This window comes from Streptomyces fodineus, from assembly GCF_001735805.1.
Lineage (GTDB): Bacteria > Actinomycetota > Actinomycetes > Streptomycetales > Streptomycetaceae > Streptomyces > Streptomyces fodineus.
Genome location: NZ_CP017248.1, coordinates 5839896 through 5863088 on the forward strand (window position 1 = coordinate 5839896; position 23193 = coordinate 5863088).

A 23193-nucleotide genomic window follows, 5' to 3' on the forward strand; every position below is an offset into this window, starting at 1 on the left:
CCGAGGGGAGTTTCCGTTTCCGGGTCACGGAAAGCGGCGGACGGCGACCACCAGGATCCACGCCCCCGACGCGACGATGCGTCCGGAGCCCGGCCAGAGGTCATTCCTTTCAAGGCTGATCTTGATCAGCCCGCACACGAAAGAGACCTTCAGCGTCAAGTACTCGCCAAAGGTCCCCGGTGTACTACAGGCGTTCAGGTCACTGTAAGGCAGGACACTGCCGGATATGGAAGGACTTGAGACGCGGATCACAGGTGTCGGGGGAACCGCAGGAGCCCATTCGAAGGTCCTTCCTACGATCGCATCCCCAGAGCAATGGTTCGTACCAGCGGCGTACCAAGGTAAGAGTTCCTGCAAGCGATCACACCCCAGCACAATGCGCGAGCGGTCTACCATCACCTCTATGACCCGTGTACTGCTCGCCGAGGACGACGCGTCCATCTCGGAGCCGCTGGCCCGCGCCCTGCGCCGGGAAGGTTACGAGGTCGAGGTGCGCGAGGACGGACCCACCGCGCTGGACGCCGGGATGCAGGGCGGCGTCGATCTGGTCGTACTGGACCTGGGCCTGCCGGGCATGGACGGCCTGGAGGTCGCCCGAAGGCTGCGGGCCGACGGCCACACCGTGCCGATCCTCATCCTGACCGCGCGGGCCGACGAGGTGGACACCGTCGTCGGCCTGGACGCGGGCGCCGACGACTACGTCACCAAGCCCTTCCGGCTCGCCGAACTGCTCGCCCGGGTACGGGCGCTGCTCCGGCGCGGTGCCGCCGAGCCCCAGCAGCCGCCGGCCACGCACGGGGTGCGGATCGACGTCGAGTCGCACCGGGCGTGGATGGGCGACGAGGAACTCCAGCTCACCGCCAAGGAGTTCGACCTGCTGCGGGTTCTCGTCCGGGACGCCGGCCGGGTCGTCACGCGCGACCAGCTGATGCGTGAGGTCTGGGACACCACGTGGTGGTCGTCCACGAAGACCCTCGACATGCACATCTCCTGGCTGCGCAAGAAGCTCGGGGACGACGCGGCGAACCCTCGCTTCATCGCCACGGTGCGTGGAGTGGGCTTCCGCTTCGAGAAGAGCTGAGCCCCTCCCCGGGGCCCCTGCCCAGGGTCAGCGATCACCTCAGGTAACGGAACATGCGCCGACGTCTCATCCAGTCCACCCTCGCCGTCGTCCTCGTGGTGATCGCCGTCTTCGGTATCTCCCTGGTGATCGTCGAGACGCGGACGATCAGCAACAGCGCCCAGGAGCGGGTGGATTCCGAGGCGATCCGGCTGGCCAGCATCGTGGACAGCAGGGTCCTCGCCGCGGAGAACGTCAACGCGGACGTGCTGCGCAATCCGGTCAGCAAGGAGCAGTACGCGGTCATCCGCATGCCCGGTCACACGCCGATCGAGATCGGCACCAAGCCCCAGGGTGATGTGATCCGCAGCACGCAGCAGGGCGAGGAGGGCGAGACCGTCACCGTGCAGGAGCCGCGCTCCGCGGTGACCCGCGAGGTCGGCCGGACCCTGCTGATCATCGGCCTGGTGGCGCTGCTCGCGGTGGTCGCGGCCGTGCTGCTCGCCGTACGGCAGGCCAACCGGCTCGCCTCCCCGCTGACCGACCTCGCCGAGACCGCCGAACGGCTCGGCTCCGGAGACCCGCGCCCGCGGCACAAGCGGTACGGCGTCCCCGAGCTGGACCGGGTCGCCGATGTGCTGGACTCCTCGGCCGAGCGGATCGGGCGCATGCTCACGGCCGAGCGGCGCCTGGCCGCCGATGCCTCCCACCAGCTGCGCACCCCGCTGACCGCGCTGTCGATGCGCCTCGAGGAGATCACCCTCACCGACGACCCGGACATCGTGAAGGAAGAGGCGAACGTCGCGCTCGCCCAGGTCGAGCGGCTCACGGACGTGGTCGAGCGGCTGCTGACGAACTCCCGGGACCCGCGCACCGGCTCCGCCGTCACCTTCGACCTGGACGAGGTCATCCAGCAGCAGCTCGCCGAGTGGCGGCCCGCCTACCGCAGCGCCGGCCGCGCCATCGTCAGCTCCGGCAAGCGGCATCTGCACGCCGTCGGCACGCCGGGCGCGGTCGCCCAGGTGCTGGCGGCGCTGATCGAGAACTCCCTGATGCACGGGGGCGGCACGGTCGCGCTGCGCACCCGGGTCACCGGCAACCAGGCCGTGGTGGAGGTCACCGACGAAGGTCCGGGTGTCCCGGCCGACCTCGGCGCGCGCATTTTCGAGCGGACGATCAGCGGCCGCAACTCCACGGGGATCGGCCTCGCCGTCGCCCGTGATCTCGCGGAGGCCGACGGCGGCCGCCTGGAGTTGCTCCAGGCCCAGCCGCCGGTGTTCGGTCTGTTCCTCTCGCGTACGCCGCCGGCCCGCAAGACGGAGGAAGAGCGGCCGACGGTGCGCTGATCCGGTTTACGGAACGCGCTGCGACTTCGGCTCGGGCTCGGTGTGCGGCCTCTTCGACTCGGCCACCAGGATCGACTCCGCCTCCTGCGTCGGCTGCACGCGGAACACCCAGGTGCGGTACGACCAGAAGCGGAACAGGGTGGCGATGCCGATGCCCACGAACTTGGAGACGTTGCTCTGCAGCGGGCTGTCCCAGCCGAACCCGTAGGTCGCCGCGTACAGCACGCCGTTCTCGATTACCAGACCGATCGCGCTGAAGAGGAGGAAGAGCGTGAGCTCCTTGGTACGGCCGCCCTTGTCGCGGTCCCGGTACGTCCAGTAACGGAACCCGACGTAGTTGAACGCGATGGCGACGACCGTCGCGATGATGCTGGCGCGCACCACCGGCAGGTCGGAGACGTGGCGGACCAGGTTGAACACGCCGAGGTTGACGAAGATGCCCGCAACGCCGACGGTGCCGAACTTGGCCACCTCGCGTACGAGCCGTCGCAGCCCCGAGGAACGAGGTTCCATGGCCGTGCAGCTCCCGTCGGTAGGTTTCGTCGGCCCAGCCATGCTATCCAGGTGAACGCGCCGACGCCTGCGCACAAGGCGAAGACCAGGAAACAGGTCGGAAAGAGGGCGGAAAGTGGCGGGTAAGAGATCGTGAGAGGGACGCGATCCGGCCGCCTCGGCGTGGCCGATACGCTAGGGGTGTGACGTTCCCGGTAGTCGGCATGGTCGGCGGGGGGCAGCTCGCGCGTATGACGCACGAGGCGGGCATCCCGTTGGGCATCAGGTTCAAGCTCCTCAGTGACACCCCTCAGGATTCCGCGGCGCAGGTCGTGAGCGATGTCGTGATCGGCGACTATCGCGATCTGGACACGCTGCGTGAGTTCGCGCGGGGGTGCGATGTGATCACCTTCGATCACGAACATGTACCCACCGAGCACCTCAGGGCCCTGGAGGCGGACGGCATCCCCGTGCGTCCGGGGCCCGACGCGCTGGTGCACGCCCAGGACAAGGGTGTGATGCGCGCGAAGCTCGACTTGATCGGCATCCCGTGCCCGCGGCACCGGATCGTCGCCGACCCGGAGGACGTGGTCCGGTTCGCGGCGGAGGGGGACGGCTTCCCGGTCGTCCTCAAGACCGTCCGCGGCGGCTACGACGGCAAGGGTGTGTGGGTCGTGGAGACCGCCGAGGAGGCCACCGAGCCGTTCCGGGCCGGCGTCCCGGTCCTCGCCGAGGAGAAGGTCGACTACGTCCGCGAGCTCGCCGCCAACGTCGTACGCTCCCCGCACGGCCAGGCCGTCGCCTACCCGGTGGTGGAGTCCCGGCAGGTGGGCGGCGTCTGCGACACGGTCATAGCCCCGGCGCCCGGCCTGGACGAATCCCTCGCCCTCGAGGCCGAGCGGATGGCCCTGACCATCGCCAAGGAACTCGGCGTCGTCGGGCACCTCGCGGTCGAGCTGTTCCAGACCCGCGACGGCCGTGTCCTCGTCAACGAGCTGGCCATGCGCCCGCACAACTCCGGACACTGGACCCAGGACGGCGCGATCACCTCGCAGTTCGCCAACCACGTCCGCGCGGTCCTCGACCTGCCGCTCGGCGACCCGCGCCCGCGCGCCAAGTGGACGGTGATGGTCAACGTCCTGGGTGGCGACTACCCGGACATGTACTCCGCGTACTTGCACTGCATGGCCCGCGACCCCAAGCTCAAGATCCACATGTACGGCAAGGATGTGAAGCCCGGCCGAAAGGTCGGACACGTCAACACCTACGGCGACGACCTGGACGACGTGCTGGAGCGCGCCCGTCACGCAGCCGGCTATCTGAGAGGCACCATCACCGAATGAGCCCTGTTGTTGGCATCGTCATGGGGTCGGACTCCGACTGGCCCGTCATGGAGGCCGCCGCCAAGGCCCTGGACGAGTTCGAGATCGCGTACGAGGTCGACGTCGTCTCCGCGCACCGCATGCCCCGCGAGATGATCACGTACGGCGAGCAGGCCGCCGACCGCGGGCTGAAGGTGATCATCGCCGGTGCGGGCGGCGCCGCCCACCTGCCCGGCATGCTCGCCTCCGTCACCCCGCTGCCGGTCATCGGCGTACCGGTGCCGCTGAAGTACCTCGACGGCATGGACTCGCTGCTGTCCATCGTGCAGATGCCGGCCGGGGTGCCCGTCGCCACCGTCTCCGTCGCCGGTGCCCGCAACGCCGGTCTCCTCGCGGCCCGCATCCTCGCCGCGCACGACGAGGACCTGCTGCACAAGATGCGCGACTTCCAGCAGGACCTCAACGACCAGGCCACCGAGAAGGGCAAGCGCCTGCGTTCCAAGGTCGAGGGCCAGGGCCACTTCGGCTTCGGGAAGTGACGCCGATGACCTTCCTCGAGGAAGCCCGCGCGCTGCTGCGCGAGTTCCCGGTCGTCGACGGCCACAACGACCTGCCGTGGGCGCTGCGCCAGAAGGCCGGCTACGACCTCGGCACGCTCGACATCGCCGTCCACCAGGACGCGGACCTGCACACCGACCTCCCGCGGCTGCGCCAGGGCGGGGTCGGCGCGCAGTACTGGTCGGTGTACGTGCCCAGCGAGCAGGCCCAGCCGGTGGCGGCGACGCTGGAGCAGATCGACTGCGTCCGTCGGCTGCTGGCCCGCTACCCGGCCGAGCTGGCGCCCGCGCTGACCGCCGCCGACATGGAGGCGGCCCGCCGGGACGGCCGTATCGCCTCCCTGATGGGCGCCGAGGGCGGCCACTCCATCGCCAACTCCCTCGGCGCCCTGCGCGGCCTGTACGCCCTCGGCGTGCGCTACATGACGCTCACCCACAACTCCAACGTGGACTGGGCGGACTCCGCGACCGACGAGCCGAAGGCCGGCGGCCTGACCGCGTTCGGCCGCGAGGTCGTCCGCGAGATGAACCGGCTCGGCATGCTGGTCGACCTCTCGCACGTGGCGGCGACGACGATGCGGGACGCGCTGGACGCGACGAGCGCCCCGGTGGTCTTCTCCCACTCGTCCTCCCGCGCCGTCTGTGACCACCCGCGCAACATCCCCGACGACGTCCTGGAGCGGCTGCCCGCCAACGGCGGCATGGCGATGGTGACGTTCGTGCCCAAGTTCGTGCTCCAGGCCGCCGTCGACTGGACGGCCGCGGCCGACGAGAACCTGCGCGCGCACGGCTTCCACCACCTCGACACCAGCCCCGAGGCGATGAAGCTGCACCGCGAGTTCGAGGAGCGCACCCCGCGCCCGGTCGCCACGGTGTCCACGGTCGCCGACCACCTGGACCACATGCGCGAGGTGGCCGGCATCGACCACCTGGGCATCGGCGGCGACTACGACGGCACCGCGTTCACCCCGGACGGCCTGAACGACGTCTCCGGCTACCCCAATCTGCTCGCCGAGCTGCTGAGCCGCGGCTGGTCCAGGACCGACCTGGCCAAGCTGACCTGGCAGAACGCGGTACGGGTCCTGGGCGCGGCCGAGGACGTGGCCCGCGACCTTCAGGCGACCCGGGCACCGTCCATCGCCACGATCGAGTCGCTGGACAGCGGCGCCGCCTGACCGTCGAGGGCGGGGTAGTCGTTGTAGCCGTCGGCCCCGCCCACGTACATGAAGTACCGGTCCCTGACCGGGTTGAGCGGTGCGCCGAGGCGTACCCGCCGGACCAGGTCCGGGTTGGCGAGGAACGGCCGGCCGAGCGCCACCAGGTCGGCACCGGCCGCCAGCATCTCCCGCGCGGCCCGCGTGACGGCCTCGGTGGTCAGGCCGGTCAGGTCCGGGTTGCCGATCAGGACGCCAGGCCAGTCGGCACGGATGCGCCGGAACCGGTCGGTGGCCGGGTCGGAGCGCACCAGGTGCAGATAGGCGAGGTCCAGCCCCTTCAGACGGTCCAGCAGCGCGGCGTAGAGGCCGTCGGTGTCGTCCTCCCGGACGCCGTTGACGGCGGAGGCGGGGGAGATGCGGATGCCCACCCGCTCCGCGCCGATCGCGTCGGCCACCGCCTCGGTCACCTCCGCCGCGAACCGCACCCGGCGCCGGGCGGGGCCGCCGTAGGCGTCGTCGCGGCGGTTGGTGTTGTCCGCGAGGAACTGGTGCAGCAGCATGCCGTTGGCCGAGTGCACCTCGACGCCCTCGAAGCCCGCGTCCACGGCCCGGCGTGCGGCGGCGGCGAAGCCGGCGATCGTGGCGCGGATGTCGTCCGCGGTCATCTCGCGCGGGACGGCGGCCCGCTGGTGGCCCCGCGGAGTGAAGATCGTCTCCGGCAGGGGACGGGGGAGGGCGCCACGGGGGTGAGACCGCTGGTCGCCGGGTGGCCGACCCGGCCGCCGTGCTGGAGCTGGAGGAACATCCGCCCACCGGCCGCCCGTACCGCCTCGGTCACCCGGCGCCAGCCCGCCACATGCCGGTCGGTGTGGATCGCGGTGATGTTCGGGTACGTCTGCCCGACCGCGCTCGGCGCCGAGCCCTCGGCGATGATCAGTCCGGCGGAGGCGCGCTGGGCGTAGTGCGTGACCATCAGGTCGGTCGGGGTGCCGTCGGCCTCGGCCCGGTTGCGGGTCAGCGGGGCCATCACCAGGTGGTTCGGGAGTTCGAGCCGGCCGAGCCGGGCCGGGGCCAGGAAGTCCGTTGTCTGCGTCATGCCGGCACGGTAGAACTTGACACTGATGTCAGATTCAAGCCCGCTTGGGGGAGACGGCAGATGAGGATCGGTGAACTGGCCCGGCGCACCGGCGTGAGCGAGCGGTCGCTGCGCTACTACGAGACCCAGGGGCTGCTCACCGCCGAGCGCACCCCCGGCGGCCACCGCGACTACCCCCAGACGGCCGTCGACCGCGTCATCCGGATCCAGGAGCTGTTCGCGGCCGGGCTGCACAGCGAGAAGATCCGGCAGCTGCTGCCGTGCATGCGCGACCAGGACGGCGGACCCTCCGCCAGCGCCACCCCGCGCCTGCTGCGGGACCTGACCGCCGAGCGCGACCGGATCGACCGCATGATCGCCGACCTCAGACGCTCCCGGGACACCCTGGACGAGGTCATCCGCACGGCCCGGGACGCCTGACCGGCCGTACGCCCGAACGCCCACTCACCAGGAAGCCCTGCTTCCCCGCGTGCGACCGTGGCGATACGCCCCACGACGTAGCTCACGACGACGTACGGAGCCCGCCATGGCCGACCTCCAGGACGACTTGCCCACCTCGAGCGAGGTCGGCGAGGAGGACGGCCTGCCGGACGACCCCTTCGGCGAGGAGCACGCGTCCCTGGAGCGGGCCCACGCCCTGCTCGCCGCCCACCCGGTCGCCGACGGCTACAGCGGGCTGCCGTGGGCCCTGCGCCATCTGCCCTGGTACGACCTGGAGCTGGGCGAGGCGGCCGTCGACACCGATGTGCCGCGGATGCGCGAGGGCCACGTGGGCGTGCTGTTCTGGTCGCTGCACCTGCCCGAGGGCCCCGGCGACGGCCGTGCCACGGCCGCGACCCTGGAACAGCTGGACCAGATGCGCTCGGTGATCGAGGCCCACCCCGAAGGGCTGCGCCTGGTGCGCACCGCGGGTCAGATCATCGACGCCCGCAACTGCGGCCGGGTCGCCGTGCTGCCGGGCCCCGCGCACGCCACCGCGCTCGACGGCTCCCTCGGCCTCCTTCGTATCCTGCACGCCCTCGGCCTGCGCGTGCTCACCCTCGCGGGCACGGCGTGGGCGGGCGCGGAGGGGCTCACGCGCTTCGGTGAGGAGGTGGTCCGCGAGATGAACCGGCTCGGCGTGCTCGCCGATGTCTCCGGCGCCTCCGCGGCCACCGCCGAGCGCGTGCTGGCGCTGTCCAAGACCCCGGTGCTGTGCACCCGCTCCGCCGCCCGGGCGCTGCGCCCGCACCCGGCCAACCTGCCCGACGCAACGCTCGCCGCGCTGGGGGCGGCGAAGGGCCTGTGCATGGTGCCGCTGACCGCCGAGCAGACCGGGCCGACGGTGCATGACGTCGCCTGCCACCTCGACCATGTCCGTGACGTGGCCGGCCCGGAGTGCGTCGGCCTGTCCGGCACCTACGACTCCGGTGCCGCCCACCCCCGCGACCTCGCCGACGCCTCCCGCTACCCCCATCTGATCGCCGAACTGCTCCGGCGTGGCTGGTCCGAGACCGAGCTGGCCCTGCTGACCTGGGGCAACGTCCAACGGGTGCTGCGCAGCGCGGACTTCACGGCCCGCGCCGCCCAGCACCGTAGGGAGGCGCCGTACGCGAAGAGCGCGGAGCTGGACACCCCCTAGGTCCCACGGGTCACGGGTGCTCGATCCGGCACAGGCAGAACGGATGCCCGGCCGGATCGGCGTACACCTGGAAGTCCTTCTCCTCCCGGTCCTCCAGGTCCAGCGGCCGGGCACCCAGCGCCAGCACCCGCTCGTGCGCCGCGTCGACCTCCGCCCAGGTCCGCCCCGCGTCGAAGTCGAGGTGGAACTGCTGGCCGTTGCGGTCCGCGCGCGGCCACTCCGGCGGGGTGTACCCCCCGGCCCGCTGAAAGGCCAGCCGCGGCCCGTCCGGCACCTGCAGTACGACCCAGTCGTCGTCCTCGGGGTCCGGGGTGCCGCCGGCCACCGCCGCGTAGAAGGCGGCCAGCCGGTGCGGATCGGGACAGTCGAGCACGACGGAACGGAAACGGGCGACGGACGCCATCAGGTCCTCCTTCGGGGCGGCTCAGCAGACGCGCAGACGCTTTCTCAGCAGGCGCACAGACAGAACGGGTGCCCGGCCGGGTCGGCGTACACACGGAAGGTCCGCTCGCGGTCCTCCGCGTCCAGCGGCTTGGCGCCCAGCTCCAGCACCCCCTTCTCCGCCGCGTCCAGGTCCTCCACCACCAGGTCCAGGTGGAACTGCTGCGAGGCGTCCGGCGCGGGCCACTTCGGCGGCACGAACCCGGGCGCCCGCTGGAAGGCAAGCGCCGGCCCACCGGGCACCTTCAGGTCGACCCAGCCGTCGTCCTCGGGGTCCCCCTGCACCTCCACCGTGCCGCCCAGCACCTCGGCGTAGAAACCGGCGAGCGCGCGCGGGTCGGGACAGTCCAGCACCACGACACCGAGCTTGGCGAGAGCCATGACTACCTCCTTGTGTCACAGACAGCGTTACCCGTAGAAGCGGGCAACCGGTAACGGTTACTGCATGCTCCCGCATTGGCGGTAACGTTGCAAGCATGAATGAGAGATCGGCCGCTCCCGGATCCCTGGCGCTGGTCGAATCCCTGGTCAACACGCTCTTGGACATCGAGACCGGCGCCGACACGCTGGACGCGGCGGAGGTCCGCCGGTGCTTCGGGATCGCCGAGGACGCGGTGGAGGACGCGCGGGAGCTGCGGGAGTCGCTGCGGGCCACGCTGCTCGCGCACGCCGGGCACCCGCCGCACCGCGAGGTGACCCCGCTCGGCGAGCTGCTGTCCCGTGCGCCGCTCTACGTCGCCGTCGACGAGCGGGACGGCTCCGCGGCCCTCGCCCCCGCCCCGGACGCCTCGCTGCTCTCCCGCGTCGCCGCGGCCGTCGCCGAGGGCCTGGCGAACGGCACGTGGATGCGGCTGAAGGCCTGCGAGGCCGACGACTGCCACTGGGCCTACTACGACCGCAGCCCCGCCGGGCGGGGCCGCTGGTGCTCGATGCAGGTGTGCGGGGCGCGCGCGAAGATGCGCCGGTACCGGGCCAAGGAGGGGTAAGACACAGGAAGTTCACCGGCCATGTATGTGTCCGGTGGTGCAGAATGCGCAAAGACGCCGGTTCGGCCGACTGAGCCTCGGCCGAACCGGCGTCGCCGTTTGCGTCGTTACGCCGTCGGGCGCCCCATCGCCCGGTACGTCCAGCCCGCCCGGCGCCACAGCTCCGGGTCGAGCGCGTTGCGCCCGTCCAGGATGACCCGGGCCGCCGCGACCTCGCCGAGTGCCGCCGGATCCAGCTCGCGGAACTCCCGCCACTCGGTGAGGTGCAGGACGACATCGGCGCCCCGCACGGCCTGCGACGCGGAGTCGGCGTACCCGAGGGTCGGGAACACACGCCGGGCGTTGTCCATGCCCTTCGGGTCGTACACCGTCACCTGCCCGCCCTGGAGGTGGATCTGGCCGGCCACGTTCAGCGCGGGCGAGTCACGCACGTCGTCCGAATCCGGCTTGAAGGTGGCGCCGAGCACCGCGACCCGCTTGCCCAGGAAGGAGCCGCCACCGAGCGCCTCCCGGGTCATCTCGACCATCTGGCCGCGCCGGCGCATGTTGATGGAGTCGATCTCGCGCAGGAAGGTCAGCGCCTGGTCCGCGCCCAGCTCGCCGGCCCGCGCCATGAACGCCCGGATGTCCTTGGGCAGACAGCCGCCGCCGAAGCCGATCCCGGCGCGCAGGAACTTCGCCCCGATCCGGTCGTCGTGCCCGATGGCCTCCGCCAGCTTCGCCACGTCACCGCCGCCGGCCTCGCACACCTCCGCCATCGCGTTGATGAAGGAGATCTTCGTGGCGAGGAAGGAGTTCGCGGCCGTCTTCACCAGTTCCGCGGTCGGGAAGTCGGTCACCACGAACGGCGTGCCCTCGCCTATCGGGGTCGCGTACACCTCCCGCAGCAGCTTCTCGGCGCGCTCGCTGCGCACGCCCGCCACGATCCGGTCCGGGTGCAGGGTGTCCTGCACGGCGAAGCCCTCGCGCAGGAACTCCGGGTTCCAGGCCAGCTCGGCGTCGCCGCCGGCCGGGGCGTGTTCGGCCAGGTAGACGGCGAGGCGGTCGGCGGACCCGACCGGCACGGTCGACTTGCCGACGACGAGGGCCGGGCCGTGCAGATGCGGGGCGAGGGAGGAGATCGCGGAGTCGACGTACGACATGTCGGCCGCGTACTCCCCGTGCCGCTGCGGGGTGTTCACGCACACGAAGTGCACATCACCGAAGGCGCCGACCTCGGCCCAGTCGGTGGTGAACCGCAGCCGCCCGGTGGACCCCTCGAAGCCCGCCACATGCTTCCTCAGCAGCTCCTCGAGCCCCGGCTCGTACATCGGGGTCTCGCCGCGCTCCAGCATGGCGATCTTCTCGGGTACGACGTCGAGCCCCAGCACCTCGAAGCCCAGCTCGGCCATGGCCGCGGCGTGTGTGGCACCGAGATAGCCGGTGCCGATCACGGTGATCTTCAGGCTCATGGACTGCTCCAGATCGGGTACGTCGGTGCTGCGGCCCCTGAGCATAGTCGGGCCCTCCACCGGGCAATTTCCCCGCTGTCGTGTAGCTCACGTAGGCGTCTTTGAGGCAGGCCTCTAAAATTTGAGTTACTTAACGGTAATTAGCGTCAGTATCACTGCTTGGAGCGTGAGAGACCGTGGCCGGAACGGCTGACTTCGACCTGTACCGCCCGTCCGAGGAGCACGACATGCTCCGTGACGCCGTCCGCTCCCTGGTCGAGGCGAAGATCGCGCCGTACGCCGCGGCGGTGGACGAGGAGGCCCGCTTCCCGCAGGAGGCCCTCGACGCCCTCGTCGCCAATGACCTGCACGCGGTGCACGTCCCCGAGGAGTACGGCGGCGCCGGCGCCGACGCGCTCGCCACGGTGATCGTGATCGAGGAGGTGGCCCGCGCCTGCGTCTCCTCCTCCCTCATCCCCGCGGTGAACAAGCTCGGCTCGCTCCCGGTGATCCTCTCCGGCGGCGAGGAGCTGAAGAAGAAGTACCTGACCCCGCTCGCCAAGGGCGAGGCGATGTTCTCGTACTGCCTCTCCGAGCCGGAGGCGGGCTCGGACGCGGCCGGCATGAAGACCAAGGCGGTCCGCGACGGCGACCACTGGATCCTCAACGGCGTGAAGCGCTGGATCACCAACGCGGGCGTGAGCGAGTACTACACGGTCATGGCGGTCACGGACCCCGCCAAGCGCTCCAAGGGCATCTCGGCCTTCGTCGTCGAGAAGTCGGACGAGGGTGTCTCCTTCGGCGCCCCGGAGAAGAAGCTCGGCATCAAGGGCTCCCCGACGCGCGAGGTCTACTTCGACAACGTCCGCATCCCCGCCGACCGCATGATCGGCGAGGAGGGCTCCGGCTTCATGACGGCCATGAAGACCCTGGACCACACCCGCATCACCATCGCCGCGCAGGCGCTCGGTGTCGCGCAGGGCGCCTTCGACTACGCCAAGGGCTACGTCCAGGAGCGCAAGCAGTTCGGCAAGCCGATCGCCGACTTCCAGGGCATCCAGTTCATGCTCGCCGACATGTCCATGAAGATCTCGGCGGCCCGCGCCCTCACCTACCAGGCCGCCGCCGCCTCCGAGCGCGGCGACGCCGACCTCACCTACCTGGGCGCCGCCGCCAAGTGCTTCGCCTCGGACGTGGCCATGGAGGTCACCACGGACGCCGTCCAGCTCCTCGGCGGCTACGGCTACACCCGTGACTACCCTGTGGAGCGCATGATGCGCGACGCCAAGATCACGCAGATTTATGAGGGCACGAACCAAGTTCAGCGGATCGTGATGGCGAGGAACCTGCCCTAGCAGGGTTTTTGCAGGTCAGAAGCTGTTTCGAAGGTCCGGAGGGACACCCTCGGGTTTCTGCCCGTTGCGGTCCGATCAGGGCCGTTCCTGGGCGTCATGCTGGGGGAATCCTGGGCAGATGCCGGGCTGAAAACAGCCACTGACCTGCACAAACAACACAGCCCCCGGCGTCGCGCCGGGGGCTGTTGTCGTACGCGCATCAGGCGACCTCTGATGCCTCCGTCGGGTCGTCGGCGCCGGGCGTCAACATCGTTGCGATGGCGGCCCGACCGCGCTGCTCGGCCCCTTCGAAGATGTAGTGGTAGTGCTCCCTCAGCACGTCCGTGCTGCTGTGGCCCATCCAGTCGGCCACATCGTTCTCGGGGACTCCGGCGTACAGCAGCCGCGATCCGTAGTAGTGCCGGAGTGAGTGGGCCTTGCAGTACTTCACCTGTCCCTTGCCCAGAGCCTCCATCCAGATCCTCGGGTAGAAGTACGACGCGTAGAGGTAGCCGGTCCGCGTCACGTTGGGGAAGAGAAGCCGCTCCGGCCCCCATACGCCGTGGTTCTTGATGTGCCGCCGAAGCTCGAAGGCGACGTTCGGAGGGAGGGGGACAGTGCGCCCTGGCTCGCCTTCGTCACGAGCCTTGATGTGCCGACGCTGGATGGCGCTGTTCTTCCCGGACTCGGTGTCTCCGTCCTCCGCAATCTGAAAGTCGACCCGAAGCGTCTCGGCCTTGAAGTCGATCTGATCGCGGGACACCGCCATGGCCTCACCCAGCCGCAGGCCGCACCCGGCCATGAGCCACAGCATCGCGCGGTATCGCGGAGGAGCGGCATCCAGCATCGCCAGGACTTCCCGCGTCGTGAGCCGCCTTGCGGTGCTCTTCTGCTCCCGGATCTCCTTGGCGCGGCTTCCGGCGCCCTTGACCTTCTTGCACGGGTTCCGGCCGATGATCTCGTTAACGACAGCCCAGTCCATCATCCCGGAGAAGAACGAGAATCGCTGACGGCGTGTGCGGGCGGAGAGCTTCCGGTCCTGCTCCATCCACAAGAGCCACTGCTCAACGTCTGAGACCTTCAGGGACACGATGGAACGGGCCTTGAAGAACGGCTCAATGGTCGTGTTGAGGATGGACCGGTACTGCTTCTTGGTGCTGTTCTCCAGCTTCCTTTGATTGGTCCACTGCTCCCACACGGCCGTCACGGGCTGCTTGCCCAAGCGGTCGTCCAGGTAGGTCCCGGCGTCGAGTTCCTGTTCCTTGCGCTTGCGCTGGTCGTCAGCCCGCTTCTTGGTCTCGAACGTCTTCTGTCGCTGCTTGCCGTCCGGGTCGTACCAGAACGTCGTCCACTTCTTCGGGTCGTCCTTTGACCGCGCGACCCATGCCCTTGCCACTGAAGCGGCCCCCTCCTGCTGCTGCCGACGTACGGGCCCGCCCCGCCGTCGCGCCGGTCATTCCCCGGCGTTTCAAGTTTGCGCACTGACCACCCTGGGTTGTCAACACAGGGTGGAGCACCCTGGGTGTGCTAACTTGAGTGATATGGAAGCGGATGACAGCGGGTTCGAGATCACTCAGCGGCAAGGCGCCTGGGTGGTCCACATGTGGTGGCCCGTAGGGCCGATCAACGGGGGACCGCAGCGGATCACCATCCGGCCGGCCGAAGGTGCCCCGGCTCGTGAGGTGGCACGGGGTATCTCGACCACTGTCCTGCGCAGGCTCGACATGGTCGCCGCGTTGGAATTGGCCAAGCAGGCTCCCGAAGCTCAGCGGACGTTGGAGGAACTGGCAGGGAAGGTGAATGAGATGGGAGAGGCGGCGAGGCTCGCCCTGGAGGGCGAAGGCGTCTCAGAGCGGTACTTGACCTTGCTTGTAGCCACGTACACCGTCATGGCGGATTTTGGGGCTCCTGCGCCCATTCCATGGCTGGCCCGGCTCATCGGCCGCCGACCTGAGACGGTGAAGGATCACCTGAAGCGGGCCAGAAGGGACGGCTTCCTGACCACAGTTGCCGGTAAGGCGGGTGGCGAGTTGACGGACAAGGCCAAAGCCATACTTGAGGAAATGGCTGAAGCAGGTAGCCAACACGGCTGAACAACCTAGCACTTCATACGCATTGAGCCCCGAGGGTCTTCGGGGGCTTTCTTGTTTCTTGGAGGATGAATGGCGTACCCGAGACTGATGACCGTTGACGACGTGGCCAACTACCTGAGCAAGCCCCGTTCCTGGGTGTACGGGAACTGGAAGGCCGAACAGATCCCGTTCCGCAAGGTGGGTCAGTCCCTTCGCTGCCGACCGGCCGACTTGGAAAAATGGCTGGACGACCAGAACTGAAGAACTGCAATACGCGAACGCCCCCGAGGTAATTCGGGGGCTTTTTGTTTGCCGAGAGGACTGCGTGACGAAGACGATCCCGCCGATGGGCGAATGGGGACAGGCCGAGTTGGAGCGGCGTGCGGATTCACTTCTAGAGGCGGCTGGCGAAGAGGCATCCGAGGAGTGGCCGGGTTTCTGGCCGGAGCGGGAAGAAGGGGAATTTGATCGAATAGCGGCGGCGCATACCGGGATGGTTCCTTTGAGTTGGGTTCCCATCGTGGCGGCACTTCCCAGCTTCGACCCAGAGTTGAACCGTCGAGACCTGGAATCCCTCATGCGGGAGCGGCCCGGTGCGGAGCAACCCGACCATTACGGCGAACTGGTCTCCCTTCTTGCCCAAGCGGAGGAAGCCAGCGCGCAATACGGCTCCGGTTTCACGGTGGAGCGCCGCAGCTCTCCCCCCGAGTTCTGTCAATGGACCGGATGCCGTGAGCCTCTGTATGCCTCGCAGACGGTACGAAAGCGTGGACGGCCCCGAAGGTACTGCCAGGCTCACCAGAAGGCAGCCAAGGCCCGCACGCGGCGTTCGCGGTATGCGGGAATCCGAGTGGGGCAGAACAGGAACCTCGTGTACGACTTTGACGGCCTGGAGGAGCAAGACCTGTCCGGCTACCGAGAGCTGTGGGGCCGGATCAACACCACCGGAAGGTGACAGCGGTAGCCGCTTCAGGGCGTCCCCCGCCTGTGTCGCATTTATTCAGAACAGTGGAGGAGCGATCCTCTGGGGCCATGCACACTCGGCGGTGTGCCTCTGGCACGGCCTACACGGCCGGGCAGTTCCCAAGTCGTTACGGGGCTCTGCGGAAACCTCCCTGTGAGATGACAACGTAGAGAAACACTCCTCCTCTTGCTCTCTGCTGATCTCGTTCACAGTGGGGGGTAAGGGGGGCAGTGTCTTCTCTTACGTTGTCCTCTTGTGAGGTGTAGGGCCGCCCCCAAAGCGGCCCTCTTCACTTGGATTCTCAGTCAGAGAATTTTAGGTCAAGTGGAGTGATAGTCGCCTCTGTGGCATCACCGGATTTCTTCACCCCTCAGCCACCCAGGGGCCCTGTCTTTTGCTCTTCTTGTTACTCACTCAAATGCTTGGAGGAACCATGTATGACCCTGAGAAGGGAAAATCTCGACGTCTCAGTTTGGGAATCACCGTCAAGGAGCTAGCCGATCAAATCGGGTGCAGCACCCAGGCTGTCTACCAGTGGGATAGCCAAGGAGAACAACGATGAACGATGACCCGATGCGCGCAATGATCCGAGCCGAAATCCTGAAGGCGATGCAGGAGGCCAGGCCCGCGCAGTACACGCGGGACGATCTCGCCCGCATGTCGCCGGAGCAGATTTCCCAGGCCCGACGCTCCGGCCATTTTGATGACCTGATGCTCGGCCGTAACTGAAATACGAGGAGACCCATGCCCATCATTCACCGAGGATTTGATCTGTCGGCATTTCAGCTCTCTGGCGAGACTCTGGAATTGATTCGCAATCGTGACGATCTGGAGGAACGTCATCGCAAGTACAGAATGGAGAATGCGGACTGCGCTCGTCAGTACATCGATGACAGCCACGGCCGTACGTCGCGTGAGTACTACGTTCCCGCGTTGCGCAAGGCGGATAGGGAACTCAGGAAGCAGGAGATGCAGGCCGTATCCGAGGGCCGACCGCTTCCTGATCGTGACGAGGCTCTGGCCGAGGTCCGTTCCAGAGTGAAGGAGTACGAGCGGGTAGAGCCTGCCCTGGCCCTTGCCGTGGAACAGGCCGAATCCGCAGTGACTCAGGCCATCGTGAAGGAGCTGCCGGAGCTGGCCCGCCAGGGGTTCGAGCAGTCTGAGCGTGCACTGAAGCAGTACCGGGCCGCAATCGCCAAGGCAGAAGCGGCACGCGCCCAGTTGGCAGGCAGCGTCAGCCGCTTCCTGTGGGCTACAACCGGGGGAGAGCTGACCCGGCCCAAGTGGCGCGGATTCTCTGGCGCCCTGGGCGAAGAGGTGAAGGCCTGGCGGACCACTTCGGATGGCCGACTCACTTTCGACAGCGCCAAGAATCTGGGCCTGATCGACCAGTACCGAGGCAACCGGGCTGAGTTCGGGGACTTCGTCGCACCGCCTGAGGAACATGCCGCCTGACAATCGCTGTCGAACCGGCCCCCTGCACGTAGCAGGGGGCCATTGTTTTGCTTGAGAGGTGATGAGATGCCGAAGTTCCGAAACCCGAATAGTCCCCATTCCAGATATAGGGGTGTGGTGGAGCTGCCCTCCGACCACGGGCTTCCCGTGCCGGACATGCCGGCCGTCCGGGACTGGACGGAGGCTGAACGGGATCAGTGGCAGCAGTGGTGGGAGTCTCCGCAAGCCGCCATGTGGGACGAGTCGTTCATCCCGACCGTGGCCGTGATGCTCACCTACTTCGGCAAGATCCTTGATGGCACTGCCACCAGCACTCATCAGATGGAGTTCCGTCACCTTGCCGGGGCCCTGGGCCTCACCGCAGAGGGCATGAAGCGCCTCGGCTGGGCCTTCGAGGGAGATGCCCAGTGAGTGCCCGGCGAGCCACCAAGGCTGGGGCAGCCACCGCGCACGACGGCCAGCACAGGCCCGGTGTCCAGTGCCCTTGGGACGACCCTCAGTGCCCTAGCTGCCTCCTGGAGTTCTCCGTGCACATCGCCTGGCTGGCGACCGGCAAGCACCGCCCGTGGGACGACCATCACCACGTGCCCTCTCGGTGCTTCGAGTGTCAGAGGGAGTAGCCAACTGAGTGTCAGTGCCCAGAGATAGGGTCCGCTCCGAGATCGTGGGAGGGGAAAAGTGGCACGGAAGTCGTTCTATCTCTGGGTACACATGATGGTTCTCACAGCCCACAACGGCCGCTGTGTCTACTGCGGCGCAGAGTCCGAAGTGATGGACCATGTGATCCCGCTCGCAGGCGGGGGCAGGCACAGCACGCAGAACCTCGTGCCGGCCTGCGACGACTGTAACCAGAGCAAGTCAGATGCCCCCCTCCCGCAATGGATCATGCGTAGGGAGTTTCAGAAGATCACCTACTGGAGGGGAACTCCGCTCGGAGAGATACGGCTTCTGGAGAGCTACCAGGACGCACACCAGGAGTGCGTCAGGACCATTCGGCGGGTTGAAGCCGTCTGCCAAGAGCTGGCCACTCCGGAACGCCGCCGATGGTTTGTCCAATCCTTCCCGGGTAAGCGCGCCCCTGACAATCGAGAGCAAATTCGTGATTTGCGGCTGTCATACGCCGATCAGCTCCGGGAAGCTCACAGTCGAGACTTCACCACGGATCCAATCCGTTGGACTCGATCATCGAGTGACTTCGATGACATCATGGATGCCTTCTTTGGCAAATCTAGCGCATCAAGCCCCACATTTTGATTGGCAAACGCGGTCGAAGGGTGGCACCCCCGGTGGGTCCTATTCCTTTTCAAATAGGCATTACCCCCGGGGTCATAAACAATTGAGTAATGCGTCAGATATTCGCTAGTTACCGTTCCGTGATAGGGGTGCGGAAGAATAGTTCTCAAGCGAGAAGACCGTCAGAGCAACGCTCCGGACACTCGCTAAGACTTCCGCCTCATCAAAGGAATGCAGCGTCATGCGTCGTACCATTCTGGTTCCGGTTGAGTACACATTTTGTGATGCCCACATTGCTCGTGACGGGTCGGAAGTGGAGGCCACGTCATCGCTGACGCTGGGTAAGGACACGTGGCATCTGTGCTTGGAGCATGACGTCACATTCGGTCGCTACCTCTGCGATGCGTTGGGTGCTCCGTCTGAGAATGAGGTCACGCCGACTGCACCTGATTCCATGCCGGTTGAGCCTGTCTCGGAGCCGGAGCCGGAGCCGGAGCCGGAGCCGGAGCGGGAAGCGGCACCTGTGGTGGAGCCCGACGCGGAGCCTGTCCCGTCCGTGATGATCGCAGGTGAGGTTCCCGGCTACGACTGGACGGACGCTCGTGAAGCCGTTCGCCGCATGGGCTATGAGGTAGTGGGGCGGGCCGATGAGAGCACGGTCCTGCTCATCCTTGGCGACGGTGGCGACCGGAATGCGACCAAGCTGCGTGACGCTTCCGAGCGTGGCATTCCTGTGATGGACGTGCGGAAGCCGGGTCGGTTCCGTGACGCGATTCGGGCCGGTGAGTTGGTCGGTGGTGACGCGCTGCCGGAGCCTGCCAAGGTCGACCGTTCCGGAGTGAGCGAGCGGGAGCGGAACCGAGCCGTACGCGCGTGGGCACGAGAGAACGGATACACAGTCCCTACGAAGGGACGCATCCCGATGCACGTGCGGCACGCCTACGAAATGACGCACAAGGATGCGTCGGAGGGAAAAGGAATAGCGGCGTAAGCGCCGCGCCCACTGTGACGGCCGCTGACTGCGGCCGTCACCCCCGGCCCACTGACCTGAGCCTGTGGAAGAGCGCCAAGGCGTACGGGGCCGAGTCCAAACCATCCAAGGGTGGAACTGCACTCCCGGTTCCTGGGTCACCTGGACCACGCCCAAGGGCAAGCGCCGTACCGGAATCGTGAGCAACGACCCGCTATCGGTGGCCGCTGTTCGCCGACATGTCCCGATGGACAAGGTATCCCGCTGTACCGCTGTGACCGTTCCGGCGGACGGGGGAGACACACTTCCCCTGCTGCGGAAGTCAGCCAAGGAACCCAACTTTCAGACCAAGGACGGAGGCCGGTGGCGACCCGTCGCCTCCCTCCGCAACCGAACCAACTCTCAGGAAGTGAACGCAGCATGAGCGCCCCCGATTTCCGCGCGATGAGCACTGGCCGACTCAGGGACGTTGTGGCCTCTCTCGCTCCTCATGTGGAGTGGTCTCCGATCGGTCTGCTCGGTGGCCTCCTGTGCGTGTTCTCCGCCATGCTGCCGGAGACCCGAGTTCAGCGCGGTTCCGGTTCCATGCCGCTCATGCTTCACGTCCTGCTGTGCGGTGGCACCGGTGAGGGCAAGGGGCAGTCGTGGGGTATCGCCTCAGCAGTGGCCAAGGACGCGAACAGTTCTTTCATGAGCGGGCACGTCATCAATGGTGTGGTCGGCGGAGCCGGTCTCATCCAAGCCGTGGCCGACCGCGACGGACATGCGCTCATCGTGGACACCGAATACGCCCGCGTCCTGCGGGCGGGGCGTCGGCAGGCGAACCTCTCTCAGGTGCTCCGTGATCTGTGGGACGGGGCAACGGTCGCCACTTCTAGGGCCAAGGAACCGGTACAGGTCGATGATCCGCGTGTGGCAATCATGGGTCACATCACGCCCGAAGAGTTCCGGGCCAGCATGAGCACAACGGAACGCGACGGCGGGTCGTACAACCGGCTGTTGATCCTGCCCGTTGCCCAGGTCCAGTGGCTGAGCGAGCGCGAGCAGATGCCCCGGCATCTGACCCCGGAAGCTGGGGAAGCGATGGCCCGCGCAGTGCGGCACAGTCAGCGGGCCGGTCTGGTCACCCTCTCCGAGGATGCGTACGAGGTAGCCGACATCATCCGGCGGGACCTGCTCACAAAGGCCCGTGAGTCCGAGGGGTTGAAGGCGTTCGCTGCCCGCTGCAACGAACAGGTACGCCGCATCGCAGCACTGTTCGCGCTCTTCGATCTGCGGTCGCAGATCACGGCGACCGACCTGGAAGCGGCGGCGTCACTTGTCACGTACACCATGGACTCGGTGGAAGAGATCGCCGGGGGCGAGTCTCCGAAGGGGAAGCGTCAGCCGCTCAGCCTTGCTGAGAAGGTCCGGGCCAGGATCGAACTTCATGGAGGATCGGCCACGTCCTCGCAGGTGCTCCCGTACGTGGGAGCGACGGCCGCTGAGGTCCGAGCACTTCCGGAAGTTGTGGTGACCGTAGAACGGTCAGGCAAGACGGGTCGGCCGGCCACCGTTTTCACACTCCGCGGTGACGATTCCGAGTCCGAGCCAGAACCGGTTTCCCATTCTTCCGCCCCCATGCCGGCCGCAGCAGATCGGGAGGCGCAGCGGCCCACCGTGGTCCGCCTGGACGCCTACCGTCCGGAGCCGAACCGTGCCCCGGAGCCTGAGCCGGAACCGAAGCGGTCGGTTCGCCCACCGGTTTCCGTGGCCGAGCGGCCCGAACCGCTCGAAGAGAACCCGTTCCGCGCACTGCTCTAGCAAACAAAGTCAGCCCTCGGAACCACTTCCGGGGGCTTCGTCCGGCATCTGGCAGGTGGCGCCAGTCGACCTCTACACCGGCTGGATGGGTGCCCTGGTGAGCGAGTACGTGGTGAAACCGCACCGATGAGAGGGCGCAAGCGTCCTGCGAGCAACCGCGCGGTCCGGGCAGGGACTGAGAGTCCGGTGTTTATACCTTGCTCGCGACCACCATATAGTTCTCGGCCTCCAGATCGAACGTGCTCAGTTCCGTCTGGAGTCCGACCCGGTGCAGCTCGACTTCGAGTTCCTCGTACCGGTAGGGCCAGCAGGACAGCAGTTCCGAGCGGACATGAACCAACCCGGTCGTATCAACTTGCGCGATCGCAATCTCGATGTGGTGCTCCTCCTCCCAATGCGGCGCAATCTCCCAGCGGTAGACCACGATGGCATCGCGACCGTTCCGGCGGACGAGTCGGTCACTGATGTCCAGCCGGGAGCCTCTGGCCCTCACGAGTTCCCAAGTACGGGAGGTGAGTACCAAGCGCCCGCCGGGACGCAGAAGCCGTGACATCGACTCCAGAGCAGCAACCCTGCCTCTCGCGCCCACGGCATGGTGCAGCGAGTTGCCAACGCAGAACACCATGTCGAACGTGTTGTCCTGGAAATGGTCGGGCAACTCTTCCCAGTTCGCCCGTACGGCCCGGACGGATGCCCCGAACTCCTCAGACAACTCTGCAGTCCGACGAACCATCGTTTCGCTGGCGTCAGTTGCGACAACCTGCATGCCACGACCGGCGAGGCCAACCGCCAACTGTCCGGTTCCGCACGAACAGTCGAGGACGTGAGCGTTCGACGGCAGGAGATTGAGGACGTCATCGAACGACGCAGCGAACTCGGCTGGAGCCAGCTTTGCATCCGAGATGAGCCACTCGTACACCTCGGCAAGCGCGTTATAACCCGTCACAACTACTACCTCCGTCACGCGGCAGACTCACGGCAGGACGTCAGTTCATCAGCGGAGCAAGCCGGGCACCAATGGTTTTCGCAAGGATGGCTCTGACGGTGTTTGTGGGTTGTCAGTTGTCCGTCTGAGTGGATGTCATCGGCTGGTTAGCTGAGAAGTTGTTCGTGAGGTAACTCTGCGCCGCAGCCGGCCAGCACGGACAGCAACAGGAACCGGGACACTTCCCGTCACGCTGAGCTGCAGCCGGCCAGCGCGGAGCGTGAACAGAACCGCGCAACGGGTGTCCAGCTTGACGCTTACCGACCAGCACCCAAGCCTGCGCCGGAACCGAAGCGACCGGAACCGCTCGGGGACACGAATCCCTTCCTTGCGCTGCTCTAGGCAAACCAAGCAGGCCCCGTCCATTCGGACGGGGCCTTTCACTGTTTCGACTACGCGACTGGGCAGGCCGCTCCAGGAAGCGCACGATTCGGGGAGCACGTCACCACTGCCAGGGACAGATACGAGGGACGTTCCAGATAGAAGCCGTACGACACATCAGCGCCCGAGTGCAGGTGTTCGGCAGCAGAGACCACCAGGCGGGCTAGGCGGGTGGTGTCTCGGTCCCGTTCCGCCGCGAACCGGGGCGCGTACTCGGCCAGCCGCTCACCGAGCCAGGTTGCAGCCTCCTTGGCTTCCTCCCATGTGCCACGAACGATGGAACGGGGCTTGATCAGCCAGTACGCCGTTTCAAGGGGCGGCAGGTCGACGGTCGGGAACTCCGCCGCGACCTCCCGGTAACGCTGGAGCAGTTCTGGCCTGCTTCCGGCCGGGGGCGGCTCAGGATGTGGAGGTCGCCGCAGGGCCTCATTGTCGAAACGCTCTTTCGGGCCGGTCCATAGATAGCCGTGGTGGTGCACCAGTCGTTC

General features: G+C 67.3%; 26 protein-coding genes and 1 pseudogene. 18 read left to right on the forward strand and 9 right to left on the reverse strand.

The window, feature by feature from the left end:
• Positions 1 to 24: 24 nt before the first annotated feature.
• Positions 25 to 159 (reverse strand): hypothetical protein, encoded by a 135-nt coding sequence (locus BFF78_RS49385; RefSeq protein ID WP_257786878.1) that lies wholly within the window; start codon positions 157 to 159, stop codon positions 25 to 27.
• A 244-nt stretch (positions 160 to 403) separates the two neighbouring features.
• Between BFF78_RS49385 and BFF78_RS25060 the strand changes: the two genes are divergently transcribed.
• Both BFF78_RS25060 and BFF78_RS25065 read left to right on the forward strand, forming a co-directional pair.
• Positions 404 to 1081, forward strand: a complete 678-nt coding sequence (locus BFF78_RS25060) for a response regulator transcription factor (RefSeq protein ID WP_069780455.1) — start codon at positions 404 to 406, stop codon at positions 1079 to 1081.
• A gap of 53 nt (positions 1082 to 1134) precedes the next feature.
• Positions 1135 to 2406 carry an ATP-binding protein gene (locus BFF78_RS25065; protein WP_069780456.1) on the forward strand — a complete coding sequence of 424 codons (1272 nt, stop codon included), beginning with the start codon at positions 1135 to 1137 and terminating at the stop codon, positions 2404 to 2406.
• Positions 2407 to 2412: 6 nt separating this feature from the next.
• Here the strand turns inward: BFF78_RS25065 and BFF78_RS25070 are convergent, their stop codons facing one another.
• Positions 2413 to 2919 carry a GtrA family protein gene (locus BFF78_RS25070; protein WP_069780457.1) on the reverse strand — a complete coding sequence of 169 codons (507 nt, stop codon included), beginning with the start codon at positions 2917 to 2919 and terminating at the stop codon, positions 2413 to 2415.
• 182 nt (positions 2920 to 3101) lie between these two features.
• Between BFF78_RS25070 and BFF78_RS25075 the strand changes: the two genes are divergently transcribed.
• The 3 genes from BFF78_RS25075 to BFF78_RS25085 are packed head-to-tail and all read left to right on the forward strand — an operon-like array spanning position 3102 to position 5952.
• Positions 3102 to 4241: a 5-(carboxyamino)imidazole ribonucleotide synthase gene (locus tag BFF78_RS25075; protein WP_069780458.1), complete on the forward strand. Its 1140-nt coding sequence runs from the start codon at positions 3102 to 3104 to the stop codon at positions 4239 to 4241.
• Complete coding sequence (gene purE / locus BFF78_RS25080) at positions 4238 to 4759, forward strand: 5-(carboxyamino)imidazole ribonucleotide mutase (RefSeq protein WP_079161466.1); 522 nt, start codon at positions 4238 to 4240, stop codon at positions 4757 to 4759. Before BFF78_RS25075 ends, purE begins: the two co-directional genes overlap by 4 nt.
• Before the next feature lie 5 nt (positions 4760 to 4764).
• Positions 4765 to 5952: a dipeptidase gene (locus tag BFF78_RS25085; protein WP_069780460.1), complete on the forward strand. Its 1188-nt coding sequence runs from the start codon at positions 4765 to 4767 to the stop codon at positions 5950 to 5952.
• On the opposite strand, the pseudogene BFF78_RS25090 reads toward BFF78_RS25085, so the two are convergent.
• Positions 5892 to 7030 (reverse strand): annotated as a pseudogene (locus BFF78_RS25090) (alkene reductase). The gene BFF78_RS25085 and the pseudogene BFF78_RS25090 sit on opposite strands and share 61 nt — an antisense overlap.
• Positions 7031 to 7090: 60 nt before the next feature.
• Here BFF78_RS25090 and BFF78_RS25095 point away from each other — a divergent pair.
• On the forward strand, positions 7091 to 7450 hold the full coding sequence (locus tag BFF78_RS25095) for a MerR family transcriptional regulator (protein WP_069780461.1): 360 nt from the start codon (positions 7091 to 7093) through the stop codon (positions 7448 to 7450).
• Positions 7451 to 7556: 106 nt separating this feature from the next.
• Positions 7557 to 8651, forward strand: coding sequence for a dipeptidase (locus tag BFF78_RS25100; protein ID WP_069780462.1), 1095 nt, complete (start codon positions 7557 to 7559; stop codon positions 8649 to 8651).
• Between the two features lie 10 nt (positions 8652 to 8661).
• Here BFF78_RS25100 and BFF78_RS25105 read toward each other — a convergent pair whose 3' ends face one another.
• Positions 8662 to 9054, reverse strand: coding sequence for a VOC family protein (locus BFF78_RS25105; protein ID WP_069780463.1), 393 nt, complete (start codon positions 9052 to 9054; stop codon positions 8662 to 8664).
• A gap of 44 nt (positions 9055 to 9098) precedes the next feature.
• Positions 9099 to 9473 (reverse strand): VOC family protein, encoded by a 375-nt coding sequence (locus tag BFF78_RS25110; RefSeq protein ID WP_069780464.1) that lies wholly within the window; start codon positions 9471 to 9473, stop codon positions 9099 to 9101.
• 95 nt (positions 9474 to 9568) lie between these two features.
• Between BFF78_RS25110 and BFF78_RS25115 the strand changes: the two genes are divergently transcribed.
• Complete coding sequence (locus BFF78_RS25115; protein ID WP_069780465.1) at positions 9569 to 10078, forward strand: CGNR zinc finger domain-containing protein; 510 nt, start codon at positions 9569 to 9571, stop codon at positions 10076 to 10078.
• A 107-nt stretch (positions 10079 to 10185) separates the two neighbouring features.
• Here the strand turns inward: BFF78_RS25115 and BFF78_RS25120 are convergent, their stop codons facing one another.
• On the reverse strand, positions 10186 to 11529 hold the full coding sequence (locus BFF78_RS25120; RefSeq protein WP_069783798.1) for a UDP-glucose dehydrogenase family protein: 1344 nt from the start codon (positions 11527 to 11529) through the stop codon (positions 10186 to 10188).
• 176 nt (positions 11530 to 11705) lie between these two features.
• On the opposite strand from BFF78_RS25120, the gene BFF78_RS25125 reads away from it, so the two are divergent.
• Positions 11706 to 12863, forward strand: a complete 1158-nt coding sequence (locus BFF78_RS25125) for an acyl-CoA dehydrogenase family protein (protein WP_099054926.1) — start codon at positions 11706 to 11708, stop codon at positions 12861 to 12863.
• Positions 12864 to 13062: 199 nt separating this feature from the next.
• Here the strand turns inward: BFF78_RS25125 and BFF78_RS25130 are convergent, their stop codons facing one another.
• The gene (locus tag BFF78_RS25130; protein ID WP_069780466.1) at positions 13063 to 14238 is read right to left on the reverse strand and encodes a tyrosine-type recombinase/integrase; all 1176 of its coding nucleotides are present in this window, start codon (positions 14236 to 14238) and stop codon (positions 13063 to 13065) included.
• Between the two features lie 145 nt (positions 14239 to 14383).
• On the opposite strand from BFF78_RS25130, the gene BFF78_RS25135 reads away from it, so the two are divergent.
• The 9 genes from BFF78_RS25135 (at position 14384) to BFF78_RS25170 (ending at position 21339) form a co-directional block, all read left to right on the forward strand.
• Positions 14384 to 14935 carry a hypothetical protein gene (locus BFF78_RS25135; RefSeq protein WP_069780467.1) on the forward strand — a complete coding sequence of 184 codons (552 nt, stop codon included), beginning with the start codon at positions 14384 to 14386 and terminating at the stop codon, positions 14933 to 14935.
• An 87-nt stretch (positions 14936 to 15022) separates the two neighbouring features.
• On the forward strand, positions 15023 to 15175 hold the full coding sequence (locus BFF78_RS25140; protein WP_227025923.1) for a helix-turn-helix domain-containing protein: 153 nt from the start codon (positions 15023 to 15025) through the stop codon (positions 15173 to 15175).
• Positions 15176 to 15239: 64 nt separating this feature from the next.
• Positions 15240 to 15869 carry a hypothetical protein gene (locus BFF78_RS25145; RefSeq protein ID WP_069780469.1) on the forward strand — a complete coding sequence of 210 codons (630 nt, stop codon included), beginning with the start codon at positions 15240 to 15242 and terminating at the stop codon, positions 15867 to 15869.
• 567 nt (positions 15870 to 16436) lie between these two features.
• Positions 16437 to 16607, forward strand: a complete 171-nt coding sequence (locus BFF78_RS46355) for a hypothetical protein (RefSeq protein ID WP_159033054.1) — start codon at positions 16437 to 16439, stop codon at positions 16605 to 16607.
• Between the two features lie 15 nt (positions 16608 to 16622).
• The gene (locus tag BFF78_RS25150) at positions 16623 to 17333 is read left to right on the forward strand and encodes a hypothetical protein (protein ID WP_159033055.1); all 711 of its coding nucleotides are present in this window, start codon (positions 16623 to 16625) and stop codon (positions 17331 to 17333) included.
• Positions 17334 to 17450: 117 nt separating this feature from the next.
• Entirely contained in the window at positions 17451 to 17744 is a 294-nt protein-coding gene (locus tag BFF78_RS25155) for a phage terminase small subunit (protein ID WP_159033056.1), read from the forward strand.
• 303 nt (positions 17745 to 18047) lie between these two features.
• Positions 18048 to 18587 (forward strand): HNH endonuclease, encoded by a 540-nt coding sequence (locus BFF78_RS50200; RefSeq protein ID WP_227026154.1) that lies wholly within the window; start codon positions 18048 to 18050, stop codon positions 18585 to 18587.
• Between the two features lie 220 nt (positions 18588 to 18807).
• Positions 18808 to 19557: an Lsr2 family DNA-binding protein gene (locus BFF78_RS25165; protein ID WP_069780472.1), complete on the forward strand. Its 750-nt coding sequence runs from the start codon at positions 18808 to 18810 to the stop codon at positions 19555 to 19557.
• 399 nt (positions 19558 to 19956) lie between these two features.
• Positions 19957 to 21339, forward strand: coding sequence for a DUF3987 domain-containing protein (locus tag BFF78_RS25170; protein ID WP_069780473.1), 1383 nt, complete (start codon positions 19957 to 19959; stop codon positions 21337 to 21339).
• A gap of 190 nt (positions 21340 to 21529) precedes the next feature.
• Here the strand turns inward: BFF78_RS25170 and BFF78_RS25175 are convergent, their stop codons facing one another.
• Positions 21530 to 22285: a class I SAM-dependent methyltransferase gene (locus BFF78_RS25175; protein ID WP_069780474.1), complete on the reverse strand. Its 756-nt coding sequence runs from the start codon at positions 22283 to 22285 to the stop codon at positions 21530 to 21532.
• Positions 22286 to 22716: 431 nt separating this feature from the next.
• On the reverse strand, positions 22717 to 23184 hold the full coding sequence (locus BFF78_RS43610) for a hypothetical protein (RefSeq protein WP_079161469.1): 468 nt from the start codon (positions 23182 to 23184) through the stop codon (positions 22717 to 22719).
• Positions 23185 to 23193 lie beyond the last annotated feature (9 nt).